At 60.3% G+C, this 12668-nt stretch carries 9 protein-coding genes; 8 read left to right on the top strand and 1 reads right to left on the bottom strand.

Annotated features, from left to right (window positions below):
* The first annotated feature begins 5 nt into the window (after window positions 1-5).
* The 4 genes from VKV28_15960 (at window position 6) to VKV28_15945 (ending at window position 4679) form a co-directional block, all read left to right on the top strand.
* A complete protein-coding gene (locus VKV28_15960) occupies window positions 6-1748 on the top strand; it encodes an ATP-binding protein (protein HLH78299.1) in 1743 nt (580 codons plus the stop codon).
* Complete coding sequence (locus VKV28_15955) at window positions 1745-3166, top strand: sigma-54 dependent transcriptional regulator (GenBank protein ID HLH78298.1); 1422 nt, start codon at window positions 1745-1747, stop codon at window positions 3164-3166. Before VKV28_15960 ends, VKV28_15955 begins: the two co-directional genes overlap by 4 nt.
* 80 nt (window positions 3167-3246) lie before the next feature.
* Window positions 3247-3480, top strand: a complete 234-nt coding sequence (gene tatA / locus VKV28_15950) for a twin-arginine translocase TatA/TatE family subunit (GenBank protein ID HLH78297.1) — start codon at window positions 3247-3249, stop codon at window positions 3478-3480.
* A gap of 299 nt (window positions 3481-3779) precedes the next feature.
* A complete protein-coding gene (locus VKV28_15945; GenBank protein HLH78296.1) occupies window positions 3780-4679 on the top strand; it encodes a restriction endonuclease in 900 nt (299 codons plus the stop codon).
* An 86-nt stretch (window positions 4680-4765) separates the two neighbouring features.
* Here VKV28_15945 and VKV28_15940 read toward each other — a convergent pair whose 3' ends face one another.
* Window positions 4766-6790, bottom strand: a complete 2025-nt coding sequence (locus VKV28_15940) for a right-handed parallel beta-helix repeat-containing protein (GenBank protein ID HLH78295.1) — start codon at window positions 6788-6790, stop codon at window positions 4766-4768.
* A gap of 1051 nt (window positions 6791-7841) precedes the next feature.
* Here VKV28_15940 and VKV28_15935 point away from each other — a divergent pair.
* The 4 genes from VKV28_15935 (at window position 7842) to VKV28_15920 (ending at window position 12115) form a co-directional block, all read left to right on the top strand.
* Window positions 7842-8504: a substrate-binding domain-containing protein gene (locus tag VKV28_15935; protein ID HLH78294.1), complete on the top strand. Its 663-nt coding sequence runs from the start codon at window positions 7842-7844 to the stop codon at window positions 8502-8504.
* 649 nt (window positions 8505-9153) lie between these two features.
* Complete coding sequence (locus tag VKV28_15930) at window positions 9154-10047, top strand: alpha/beta fold hydrolase (GenBank protein ID HLH78293.1); 894 nt, start codon at window positions 9154-9156, stop codon at window positions 10045-10047.
* Window positions 10048-10157: 110 nt separating this feature from the next.
* Window positions 10158-11114 (top strand): amidohydrolase family protein, encoded by a 957-nt coding sequence (locus VKV28_15925; protein HLH78292.1) that lies wholly within the window; start codon window positions 10158-10160, stop codon window positions 11112-11114.
* Window positions 11115-11119: 5 nt separating this feature from the next.
* The gene (locus VKV28_15920) at window positions 11120-12115 is read left to right on the top strand and encodes an LLM class flavin-dependent oxidoreductase (GenBank protein ID HLH78291.1); all 996 of its coding nucleotides are present in this window, start codon (window positions 11120-11122) and stop codon (window positions 12113-12115) included.
* The last annotated feature ends 553 nt before the right edge of the window (window positions 12116-12668 follow it).

Raw genomic sequence — 12668 nt, 5'->3', positions numbered from 1 at the left:
AGCAGATGCGCGCGCGACCAGGACGTGAAATTGCCGGCGGCAATTCCACGGTCAAGACCGCCGGATGTTTGGAGAAGACGGCGGCTGGGAGGCGGGAGGTGGAGGGGGGCGAGGGCGGAGTCTCGGCCGAAGAAGCTACGGCGGTGCGCAGCCACCTGGAAATTATCGAGCGGCTGCTTAATACGCAATTCAACGACGCTTGGAGCCGCGAGTCGGCCAGTCTCAAGGCGCGCTTCGCGCTCGCTGAACTGATCGAGCGTCACTTCGACGCCATTCTGGACCAGTGGAAGAAGGCGGTTGAAGATATCCTGGGCCGCCAGCGGCGCGAGGATCTGCACAACGCGCTGGTGCGTTTCGTGGCCCATCTGCGCGAACCCGAAAACATCGAGGGCTACGTCTTTTTGCGCCGCCACTGCCAGGTTGGGATGCTGGCGCAGGCCAATCCCTCGCAGTTCAACATGGTCCACATCGCCCTCAAGCAGACCATCCTGCATCAGGTGCGAATGAGCTTGCGCGGCCGCCAGCTGGAGATCGTGCGTGACGCGGTGGTGGCGGCGATCGACGAACTGCGCATGATGGTGTCAGGCTTTTATATCGAGTCGCGCGAGGCAGCCCTGCGCGCTTCGGAAGAGAAGTACCGCAACTCGATCGATCGCGCGCCCGATCCGATGTGGGAAATCGATCCGGCCAGCTTCTGTATTATTGGCGCCAATTCGGCGGCGGAAAGCCTGGTACGCAATGCGCTGCGCTACGAAGGGCCGCCCACCTCGCTGCTGGGGCGCCACGTCACGGAATTAGCCGGTAACGAAGGCATTGCCGCTGCCCTGCTGTCCCATCTCCACACGGTGTTGGAAAAGGGAGCCGCGCAAGCCTACGATTTACCCTTGGCCGAGGGGCGGTTCTTCGACGTCAACTCGGCGCTTATCCCCTACGGCAGCAATCGCTTTATCCAGGTAATCCTGCATGACGTGACCGAAAAGCGCGAGATGATGGAGGAGCTGCTCAAAGCCGAGCGGCTGGCCGCCGCCGGCACTTTCGCCGCCGGTGTAGCCCACGAGGTCAACAATCCGCTGGCCTCGATCTCCTCGCTGGTGCAATCGCTGCTACCCGGTGAGGGCGATTCGACGCGGCGCACCACCTTGCACACCATTCTGGCCCAGATCACCCGGATCTCGGCCACGCTCAAAGATCTGGTGGACTTCGCTCGGCCCTCTTCGGCCAAGCGCAAGGCGATCGATCTTAACGCCTTGATCACGGAGACGGTGCGGCTGGTGAGCTATAACAAGCGCTTTCACGGGGTCACGCTGGAGACCGAGCTGGCCGCCGACCTGCCGCTGGTGTTCGCCGACAACAACGAGATCCAACAAGTCCTGCTCAATCTGCTGCTCAATGCGGCCGATGCGGTGCAGAGCGGGAGCGGGCGAATCAGGATTGTCACCGAACCTCACGACCATCATGGCCATGGTGGTCGCCAGGCCGGACGGGTGCTGATGCGGATCATCGACAACGGTATCGGCATTCCGCGCGAACACCTGGAGCGGGTCTTTGATCCTTTTTTCACCACCAAGCCTGCCGGAGCTGGAGCGGGGCTGGGCCTGTCGCTCTGTCAGCGAATCGTGCTGGCCAACCGTGGCGGTATCAAGATTGACAGTGAAGTGGGCAAAGGGACCACCATCAAGATTTATTTGCCGACCTATCGGCCCGCGGAACAAGCGGGCGTTCCCGCCAACGGCGCGCCAGCCCAATGAACGATCCAGTCACCGCAACGGCCTCTGCGCAGCCCTATCGCATCCTCTTGGTCGAAGACGAGGAGTTGATGCGCGCGATTATCGCCAACCTGCTGCGCGCCGAGGGTTATCAGGTCAGCGAGGCGCACGCGGCCGAGGTGGCGTTGTCGATTTTCGAAAGCGAAAAGGTAGATGTCGCCATCCTGGATCTTAACCTGGGGCATGGCGGCAACGGCCTGAGCGTGTTGGGCCAGATGCGAGAGCTGGATCCCGAAGTGATGGGGATCATCCTGACCGCTTACGCCAGCGTGGAATCGGCGGTCGATGCGTTACGCAAGGGCGCCTACGACTACCTGACCAAGCCCTTCGCCAACGATCATCTGCTGGCCGTGGTGCGCAACGCACTGGCGCAGAAGTCGTTGTTTCACGAAAACCGCTTTTTGCGGCGCGAACTGCGCGACAAGTACAGCTTTCGCAGCATCATCGGCAAAAGCGACGCCATTCAACAGATCTTTAGGCTGATGGAAAAAGTCGCGCGCACCGACTCCAGCATTCTTATCGCTGGCGAGTCCGGCACCGGCAAGGAGCTGGTCGCACGGGCGATTCATTTCGGCTCCGAGCGCGCCGACAACCGCTTCCTGCCCATCAACTGCGGTGCGTTGCCCGAGACCCTGCTGGAGAGCGAACTGTTCGGCTATAAGCGCGGTGCTTTTACCGGCGCCACCCAGGACAAGGTCGGCCTGCTCAAGGCGGCGGACAAGGGCACGCTGTTTTTGGACGAAATTGGCGAGATGCCGCTGCAATTGCAGGTCAAGCTGTTGCGCGCCCTGCAAGAGCGCGAATGCTATCCGGTCGGGGGCAACGAACCGGTGCGCTTCGATGTGCGGTTGCTATGCGCGACCAACCGTGATCTCGAACGCGAAGTGAGCGAGGGGCGCTTTCGCGAAGAGCTGCTCTATCGCATCAACGTCATCACTCTCAAGCTGCCGGCGCTGCGCGATCGCAAGGATGACATCCCGTTGCTGGCCAACCATTTTCTGGCCAAGTATGAAAAGAATCATGAGCGCTCGGGGATGCGGTTTTCCAAGGGCGCGATGCGCCTGCTGATCAATTACCAATGGCCGGGCAACGTGCGAGAGTTGGAAAACGCGGTCGAGCGCGCGGTGATTTTAGCCGAAACCGAGGTGATTCACTCCCAAGATCTGCCCGATAAACTCCATCACGCCCGCATCGCGACCACTGACCTGGAGGGTTTTGAACTTACCTTGGAGGAATTGGAGCGCGAGCACATCAAGCGCATCCTTGCCAAGGTCGGTGGTGACAAGGCCAAGGCCGCGGAAATCCTCGGCATCCACCTTTCGACCCTTTACCGCAAGGTCCAGCGGCTCAAGCTGGATGACGGCATCGAGCATGGCGATATGGCCGCTCGTAGCGCGTGAGGCGGCCGCGGGCGTGGTAATCGGGGCGGGCTCGCGATACAATTCAGCCAAGGCCGCGTCGGCGGCGCAGGAGAGCAGAGATGGATATCTTCGCACCCTCCCATCTATTGATTTTGTTGCTGATAATTCTGGTCATTTTTGGCCCCAGCAAACTGGGTGACGTAGGCGGCGCGCTCGGCCGTGCCATTCGCGATTTCAAAAAGGCGGTCAACGAGCCTGAGCCAGTCAAGCCCTCCACGACCACCACGGCCTCCTCAACCACCCAGCCCGCCCCGGCCGTTGAGATCAAGCCCAGCGAGGTCAAACCCTCCTGATTTCTCCCGTCCGCGGCTCCAAACGGGCGAGCCTCCTTTTCCTGAATAATTCTGTGCCGCTTGACCGAGCCGCCGGGCTCTCGACCTTTTGGCGTTACGCCCTGAGCCCATTTGCACCTTAGCAGAACGAATGCCCATTGCTTGACCGACCCGTGGAGGTGGCAAGCGAGCTCCTGTGGGGTATATACAACGCGCTAGGTAAGCTTGCGTCACTGACGGGCGTCGGAGGCGGTAAATTCTGTTTTATCGGTTGAGCACGCGAGCCAAGGCTCGACACGGCGAGGGCTTAGAAGCCAAAGATGGCGGTACCAGATTTCCAGAGCTTGATGCTTCCGGTTCTTAGCGCTGCAGCGGACGGCGAAACCCGTTTAAGCGATCTGGTGGAAAGACTGGCAGAAGAATTTCATATCACTGACAAGGAAAGGCGGCAGCTCCTACCCAGCGGGAGGCAGACAGTTCTGGCCAACAGGGCGGGATGGGCTAAAACCTATCTCTCCAAGGCCGGGCTCCTGAGGCCAACACGCCGCGGTTACTTCGAGACAACGGAGCGGGGGCGACAAATCTTAGCCAGCCGTCCCGAGCGCATTGACATTAAGCTCCTCTCGCAATTCCCTGAGTTCGAGGAATTTCGCCGCGCTCCCCGGGAAAGTACCGGCACGGCCGACACAGCGAGTGAAATTGTGGAGAGATCCGGGCAGACGCCGGACGAGCTGCTACGCGCGACTCACCAAGAGATCGAAAAAACCTTGCGGGTCGAACTGCTGGACAGGCTCCTGCAAACGTCACCGGCCTTTTTCGAGGCCACTATTGTGAATCTGATCGTGAGCATGGGTTACGGAGGCGCCCGCGAAGACGCTGGGCGGGCGATAGGTGGGAGCGGGGACAACGGGCTTGACGGCGTAATTGACCAGGACGCGCTTGGTCTAGACCGCGTATATGTCCAGGCTAAACGCTATAAGCCGGACAGCGGGGTTGGCGAATCAGAGATCCGGGGATTTGCCGGGAGCCTCGAAGGCGCCAAAGCAAACAAAGGAGTTTTTGTAACAACTTCGTACTTCACTCCTCAAGCCCGCGCGTTCGCAGAAAAGATAACCCGGAGAATCGTACTGATCGACGGTCAGCAGTTAGCGCAACTGATGATCAGGTACAATGTCGGAGTACGGATCGAAGGAACACTACACTTAAAAAAAGCTCGATGAGGATTTCTTTACTTCCGGGTGACGAGCTTCCACAGCGACGGCTCAAGAGCGCCATTGCACCGTCCCCGTCTGCCGCGCCCGCTCGATCATTGCGCGCCGGCCTGAAGCAGGATCGAGTTGGGTACCTGCGCCGCCGAGGTGGTGGGCACGTTGTTGGTGAAAGTCAGGTTGACGGGATAGGGCGGGATGTAACTATTCTGGCAGATCTGCGGACCGAAGAAATCGACCGTGTCTAGAAAATAATTCTGGTTATAAGTCAGATTTCCCACTGGGAGGCATCCGCCCATGTCGGAGCCGTAGGGGAGAACACCAGTGGTGGCACAGTAGGGGACGATCGAGGAGCCAGTTAGGCAAGGGCCAAAATCGACCGTACCGACCGGGTCGTTAAGCGACACGTTCTGGGTCATCGTGACGTACTGACTGCCGCCATCGGTATAATAGATGTTGCTCCCTGCGGCCGGCCGTTTGTTCTCAGCGACGTTGAGGGTGATCAAGAGACCGTTGGCAAAGCTCTGGCCCTGGGAGCCGTTGGTATAAATCGCGCCGCCGTCCCACAGCTGCTCCAGAAAGCTGTCGAATTTATTGCTGCTGATCACGTTGTTGCTGGCGATCGTCGGCGTGTTATAGGTACCCCACATGTTGGGGACCGCATGGGGCAACCCCGGAAAGCTTGGCTGGTCGAACAATCCCCAGCCCCAGCCGATGGAAATGGCGCTCCAGGGGGTATGGCTGATGGTGTTGTGGGTAATCACGGTGCCGGTCGTGAAGCCGACCAGAATTCCCGCGCTGTCATAGTAGTCGCGCCCGGTATATGAAATAACATTGTTCTTGACCACATTGCCGCTGGTAACCTGCGCGCTATTTGGCCGCATGTCTTGCGGTTCGAACCCTCCGATCTCGATCGCGGCCGAAGAAATGTCGCTGAAGATACTGTTTTGGACGGTGTTATTCTGACTGCCAGTGTCTAGATCCAGCGCGGCTGCGCCCAGATGAATGAATTTGTCGCTATTGAACGTAATGTTTTGCGCGTACTGCAGGGTTATGTTGCCAGGGGTCTTGTATACCGTCTGCTGATGGCCGATGACGTTGGCGGCGTAGTTGTTGCCCATCAGGATATTGCCGCTCTGATCGGCGACGTAGCCGTTGTCGGAGTTGGGTTCGAGCCAGGTGGCATAAGAAAATTGCAACCCCTGAAATGTGATGTTTGTCACCGGACTGTTTGCTGTTCCGATCACCTGAATCAGACTTTCCAACACCGGCAAAATCACGCTCTGAGGCGGCGTACTAGCGGTGTTGTAATAACTGAGCTGCTGGCTGTAGGGATCGAGGTACCACATGTTGGCCTGGGTCAGGAACTCAGGGGCATTTTCCAACCAGCTAAGCAGCTGAAAATTCCAGGGACTGGGGTATGTATTGGCATTGTCCCAACATGGATTTTGCATTTGCAGAAAGTTTCCGGTCATGCTTGCCACCGGACAGCGCATCATTTTCCACTGCGTCGCGGTTACCGCTTCGACCAATTCGGGATGGGTGAGGGATTGCGGTATTATCTGGGTATAACCGTTGGAGCCACGAATGTAATTTAAGTTGACCGCCTGGCCGTAATTGGAGCGGGCGCGGATGGCGCGCTGGCCGTTGACGTAAAGCTGTCGCGGCATTGTGCCCGCTGGCAAGCCTGAGACCGGGGCGGTGCAGATGTTGAGGGCCGAGCAGGTGAGGTTGGTCACAGGAACACCGCCGGAAATCACCACTGGCTGGCTATTGTTGGGCGCGGACTGATAAACCACTGGGGCCCGCGGAGAGCCGGAGTCCGACGGACCGAAGATTATCGGCGCGGTGAGCGCATAGGTCCCGCTCTCGATATTGACGTTGATCGTGCATTGGCCTCGCTGCGGGTTTTGCGCGACAGCCAGGCGGGCGCGATCCAGGGTTAGGAACGGCGCGCTTGCGCTGCCGTCGCCCGAGCTGTCATTGCCGCCGGTGGAAACCCAGTAGGTCAACGCGCAGGGCTGGGGATTGCTGGAACTCGATCCCGATGAGCCGCAGCCGGCGATCAACAATGAAAGCAACAGGCCGAAGCCTACCCATCTTAGCAAAGCTTGCTCGAGCATCAGTCATTTCCACGCTCGCGGTGGGTTGATTGCGCCTCTGGTCTGACGGCGTGCTCCAGGTGATAGACGGCGCGTCCCGTGCGAGCCAGCCTATCTATAAGTTATTTTTCAGCTCCGGGGCAAACGTTTTAGCTTTATTTAAATGAATAGAGTCAAAGTTGGCGAAAATTACTTTGTAGTGAAATACGTCAAGTGACGGCATCGTGAACAAAACCAGCGGAGCCGATGCTGGAGCATCCCGGCGAGATCCTCGACAAGCCTATCAGCATCTCGGAAGTACGGGAGCAGCCGCGGCACGGGCAGGCCGCGAGGATCGCCCAAGGATTTGTAATCTCCATCAGGGCCAGGGGTGTCAAAGTCTCACCCCGGCAAAAGGCCAGATATCTGTGAGCAACCGGTTCTCAGCATCACCAAACAGCCTTGCGCCGAGGTTGGGTCTATATCTGCCTCAACGAGCAGGTCTTGGTCTCACTGGACGCGCGGCGCAAGATCTGGCAGTGGCGCATGCAGCATATCGCGAGCGGCCGTACTCGCGTCTCGGCTATCTTACGCCCGGTGTGTTCGCGCCATTAACAAGGAGCTAGTTCGCCGCGCGCACCGCTGGGCCGGCAGGCCAGGAGCTTAGCTGGCCGGCGGCGCGGTGCAGTGCGAGCTCTGGCCTCGGATGCAAAACTTGGTCGTTTTTCGACCGCCCTCGGATCATGAAGGGCGGCCTGAAAAACTCGGCGAAGAAAAACGAACCAAAACCTAGGCCGACACTAAGTTACGAATGGGATACCGAAAGGGGTAAGGCCAACCGCATGGAAAGTCGGTTTCTTTATGGTCCCTTATGGACTCGGCAGGCTGTCCCAAGTTTTGTTTAGCGGCGAGCCGGGTACTTTGACACTTTCCCAGAATTCGCAGACTTTTGATAATGACGGAGTGAGCTGGCCTTCGACGGCCGCCGCAAGTTGATCGCGGCCACGCAAAGTCCCGCAGGGGCAAGCCAAAATAACCTGCTACCCGCAAAGTTGGAGAAACCATGGCTGTCAGGATAACCGCAATATTGTCGATGGCGACGCGCCAGCTTGTGACCGAACTCCTGGCTGGATATCGAACGGCGACCGGCTGCACGGTTTCGATCGAAGCAGTAGGGGGCGTCGATGCGGCCAGGCGCGTTCGGGCAGGAGAAGTCTTTGATCTTGTTATCCTCGCCGACGATGCGATTGGAACGCTGGAAGCCGAGGGACATCTTGTCGCTGGAAGCCGGGTTCCGTTCGCGCGCTCCCCAATGGCGATGGCGGTGCGCGCCGGCGAGCCGCGGCCCAATATCGGCAGCGAGGAGGCGGTCAGGGTCGCTCTGATGAATGCGCGTTCTATCGGCTATTCGACCGGCCCAAGCGGCACGCAGCTCCTAGCGGTTCTGAAATCGTGGGGATTCGATACCGCCGCCCAGCCTGGACGCCTTGTGCAAGCAAAGCCGGGCATTCCGGTTGCCACCCTGTTGGCGGGCGGCGAGGCAGCGATCGGCATCCAGCAACTAAGCGAATTTCTGGGTCAGCCTGGGATCGACATCGTCGGCATCCTGCCGCCGCCCATCCAGTCCGTGACTACCTTTTCGATCGGGATAGGGGCGCTCGCGACCCAGGTAGACGAGGCGCGGGCGGTGGTAGCTTATTTGAACGCTTCAGAGGCCATCCCGATCAAACGTCGCTTTGGGATGGAGCCCGCGTAAGGCGAAGCTGGCTTGGCCGCGTATGGTCTCGGTGAGCTAGGCGCGATCTGAGCGATGGCGGCGTTAGAAATTCAACAAAGCCAAGCTCGCTGGGAGCTATCCATGGGGCTCGAATGAGATCTGCTATGTCGAGGAGGGGCACGCCGCGCTCATTGCTCGAGCGCGCGCCGGAAGAATTCTCCGAACTACTTCGGCCGCCCTCGGCTGAGGTGCGGCTAGAAAACAGGGTGATAAGTAATAGACCCTCTTACGAGCCGCAAAGATAAAGCGCGAACCCGCCTATCCCCACTCCTTTGCGGTGGTTTTGGGAAACTAGCGTTACTGCGCTTAATTGCGGTATGAGTCTGGCAGGGGCGAGGTTTCTAAACGGGAATCCGTGAAGACTTTATGGTGCTCTTTGGCGGTCCGTCCCCCTGGGGTTGGCAGGTAGACGGCCATGATGCGGTCATTAACCATATGGTGGTGAGTGACCAGATGGTGATAGCCTCTGATTTCCTTAACTCCGAAGCGGCTGCGCGCCCTGTTCTTCATCTCCAAAATTTAGCAGGTGCCCTTCAAATAGGACTCAGGAAGTGGACTGGACTGACCGGTACAGCTTGAGAGAACGACCGACGAGCCAGTGGCGACAATTTCCAAATAGGAGAAGCCGATGGAGACCGAAATCAATCCAAGTGCGGTCAATGCCCATTTGCGTGAGCGGCCCGCCGACCACTATGTGACCGTTGACGGTTGCGCGATACGCTACTTCGAGCGTGGTCGCGGCGCCCCGGTGCTTTTCATGCACGGCGCCTCGCTGGGTTCCTCGTCGGACGTCTTCCTGCGCAACCTCGACGCCTTCGCGGCGGCCGGTATGCGCGCCATTGCCTTCGATTTTCCCGGCTTCGGCCTGAGCACAGCGCCGGCGGTCCAGTCCTACGCGCAACAACGCGATTCGGTACCGAAATTGATCGACGCCCTCGAGCTGGGACGCGTCGCCCTGGTGGCGCATTCGCGCTCGGGCGCGACCGCGGTGCAGCTCGCTCTGCGCGAGCCTCAGCGCTACTCCTGCATCGTGATCCTGGGCACCGGAGCGCTTTTGCCCGCGCTGCCCGGCGACGTCGAAGGGCGCTACGACGCGGTGGCGCGGCGCGTGGATCGGCAGATGGCGGAGGCAGAACCGACCCTGGCCGAAACTCGCAAGATGATGGAAGCCGATATCTTCCATACCGAACTGATAACTGCGGCCGAAGTCGCCCTGCGCAACAGCCGCAGCACCGGCCGGGCCTTCGCCTATCACGTCGCGCGCATGAGCGCAGGCGAGGGCGGAGTTAGTGCCGAACAAATTCCGCTGTGGCAGCGGATGCTGGAGCTCAAGCTGCCGCTTTTGCTGATCTACGGAAAGAACGATCGCGCTCACGCCCTGGAGCGCGCTCTGATGCTCAAAGAGCTCCATCCCGCGCTCAATCTTCACTTGGTGGACAACTGCAAGCACATGGTCCACTGGGACGCCCAGGCCGAAGTCGAGCGTCTGGCGATCCCGTTCATCCGCGAGCATCAGAAGTGAGAAGGAGCCGGGGTGGCCCCGGCGAATGCACCCGTGCAGCGTCTCCACCCCGGCGGTCGTTCAGGGCGAAGTGATTACGGGAGACTGCGCTATTAACGGAGGGCTCGGTCATGACGGACACAGCGGCCCATCGGATAGACGTGCATTTTCACTTCTTGCCTCAGCGCTACATGCGCGAAGAGCACGAGCGTATCACCAATTACAGCCATAACATCGGCGGTGCTGCGCTCTTGCAGTGGACGCCCGAGCGCGCGCTGGAGGAGATGGATCGCTACGGAATCGCCGCCGCGATAGGCTCGGTCTCCACGCCCGGGGTGTGGTTCGGCGATATTGTCGCGGCGCGCCGTCTGGCGCGCGAATGGAACGAGCAGGCGGCGGCGATGGTGCGCGATTATCCGGGTCGCTTCGGCTTCTTTGCGGTGGTCGCGCCGCCCGATGTCGAGGGCGCTCTCAGGGAGATCGAATATGCCCTCGATACGCTCAAGGCCGATGGCATCGGCCTGCTTTCCAATTACGACGGCAAGATGCTGGGCGACCCCGCCTTCGAGCCGGTCTTTGAGGAGCTCAACCGGCGCAAGGCCCTGGTCTATGTCCATCCCACGGTGCAGGCTTGCACCGCCAATTTGATTGCGGGCCTGCTGCCGCAGACCATCGAATTTCCCCTGGACACCACGCGTACCATCACCAGCCTGCTTTTCACCGGCACGCTGACGCGCCATCCCGAGGTGCGCTTCATTTTCTCCCATGGTGGCGGCACGGTGCCCTTTCTGTCCGAGCGTATTTGCAATATCGATCGATTGCCGCAGGCCGCCCAGCGCAACCCCCGGGGCAGCAACTTCGAACTCAAGAAACTGTACTACGATTGCGCCAACGCAGTGAGCGCGCCGGCTCTGGCCGCCTTGCTCGCCTTCGTTCCCCGCTCCCACATCCTCTTTGGCAGCGATTATCCCTTTGTGAGCGCGGCCCATTCGGTGGAGGGATTGGCACGCTACGAACTTGACGCCGCCAGCCGTACCGCGATCGAACGCGGCAACGCCCTGGCCCTCTTCCCACGGCTTGGGACCTGAAGGCGATGGAATTCGGCATCACGTTGGATAATTTGGAGCTCGCGCAGGTGCTCGAAACAGCGCGAATGGCCGAGGACGTGGGCTTCGACCTGATCCTGTTCGCCGACCATTTCGTGCACGAAGGCGCTGGCGGCCAGGGCATCAATCCGCGCCGCTATAACTACGATCCGATGCTCCTGGCAGCGACGGTCGCGCACGCCACCCGGCGCCTTCGCATCGGCCATCTCGTCCTGTGCAATCTCTTTCGCCATCCCGCGTTGGTGGCGCGCAGCCTGGCCACGCTCGATCAGATTAGCGGCGGCAGGGCGGTGGCTGGGCTGGGCACGGGCTGGATGGAAAGCGAATTCCGCATGATCGGTATCCCCTTCCCGCCGATCGACGAGCGGCTGGCGATGCTGGACGAAGCGCTGACCGCCATCCGCGGATTGTGGACCCAGGAGCGCACCAGCTTGGCGGGCCGCTTTTATACTTTGCGCGACGCGGTCTTGTTTCCCAAGCCGCTGTCCCAGCCCCATCCGCCGATAATCGTCGGCGGCAGCGGCCGCGGCCTGCTGAGAACTGCGGCCAAGCACGCCGACTGGGTCAACATCATCCTGGAGTTGGGCAGTGTGGGCCGTTTCACCCCGCAAGAAGTGCGTCGGGCCACCGACGGTTCGATGCGGGCCAAGATCGAATTCGTACGCCAGGAGGTGCGGCGCCTGGGACGCGCGCCCGACGCGGTTAGGTTCAGCAATGTCATCTTCAACTGGAAGCTTACCGACTCGCAGGCCGAGACCCGCCAGGCGCTAATAACGATGGCCGGCGGTCTGGGGATGGATCCTGAGGCGGTCCGCTACGCGCCTACCAATCTGATCGGCACGGTGGAGGAGTCGATCGCCGAGCTCAAGCGGCGCGTCGAAATCTGGGGCGTGACCCAGATCGTCTTTCCCGGCGGCTTTCGCGGCCCGGTCATTCCCGAGCATTTTCGCAAGCTCTATGAGCAGGTGCTCGCGCACGTCTAAAGCTTCGAGGGCGTTGCGCGATCAACAAGGTTAGGCTCCTTGACATCGATTGGTGGGCGCAATGCTTCTCCGATTTGGTGGGGTTGATGACGTTTGACGAGAGGGTCAACGCAACCACGATGCACGCTAGCCCCGCCGAGGATTGATTAATCGATCGCGCCCGTCAGCGGGGCGACTACGACCAGAAGCGTCCAGCTGCACCATCTCTGGGCCGCCCCGATAAACTACCAGCGCATTGAATCGCGATCTCCGCGCTCTCCATCAAGGCGCAGAAACGGGTCGCGGTGTCCAGCGCTTCGAAGTCAGCGGCCGCCGCGCCGCGCAAACCCTTTGGCAACGGCGTGTCCTTACAGGACCAACGCTCGGGTCTCGACCACTCGTTGCGCACGAGAGTCTTCATGACCGCGTGATCGCTGACCCTTGCTCCGGTGTGGAAGCACGTAGATGCCGCGCCCGGGCGCTGGCGCCCTAGGATGCATCATGGCGATCGGAGGGCTTTGACGGTGCGCCTGCGCGGCACGGCAACGCTCCGCCAAAGCTAGCTTTAGAGACG

The sequence above is a fragment of the Candidatus Binataceae bacterium genome (assembly GCA_035294265.1).
Lineage (GTDB): Bacteria > Desulfobacterota > Binatia > Binatales > Binataceae > DATGLK01.
This window is presented reverse-complemented; position numbering and strand designations above follow the sequence as displayed.

Coding starts and splice junctions, on each gene's coding strand:
- VKV28_15935 (HLH78294.1), top strand. CDS start 7,842: ATGGCGACGCGCCAGCTTGTGACCGAACTCCTGGCTGGATATCGAACG.
- VKV28_15955 (HLH78298.1), top strand. CDS start 1,745: ATGAACGATCCAGTCACCGCAACGGCCTCTGCGCAGCCCTATCGCATC.
- VKV28_15960 (HLH78299.1), top strand. CDS start 6: ATGCGCGCGCGACCAGGACGTGAAATTGCCGGCGGCAATTCCACGGTC.
- VKV28_15940 (HLH78295.1), bottom strand. CDS start 6,790: ATGCTCGAGCAAGCTTTGCTAAGATGGGTAGGCTTCGGCCTGTTGCTT.
- VKV28_15925 (HLH78292.1), top strand. CDS start 10,158: ATGACGGACACAGCGGCCCATCGGATAGACGTGCATTTTCACTTCTTG.
- VKV28_15920 (HLH78291.1), top strand. CDS start 11,120: ATGGAATTCGGCATCACGTTGGATAATTTGGAGCTCGCGCAGGTGCTC.
- VKV28_15930 (HLH78293.1), top strand. CDS start 9,154: ATGGAGACCGAAATCAATCCAAGTGCGGTCAATGCCCATTTGCGTGAG.
- tatA (HLH78297.1), top strand. CDS start 3,247: ATGGATATCTTCGCACCCTCCCATCTATTGATTTTGTTGCTGATAATT.
- VKV28_15945 (HLH78296.1), top strand. CDS start 3,780: ATGGCGGTACCAGATTTCCAGAGCTTGATGCTTCCGGTTCTTAGCGCT.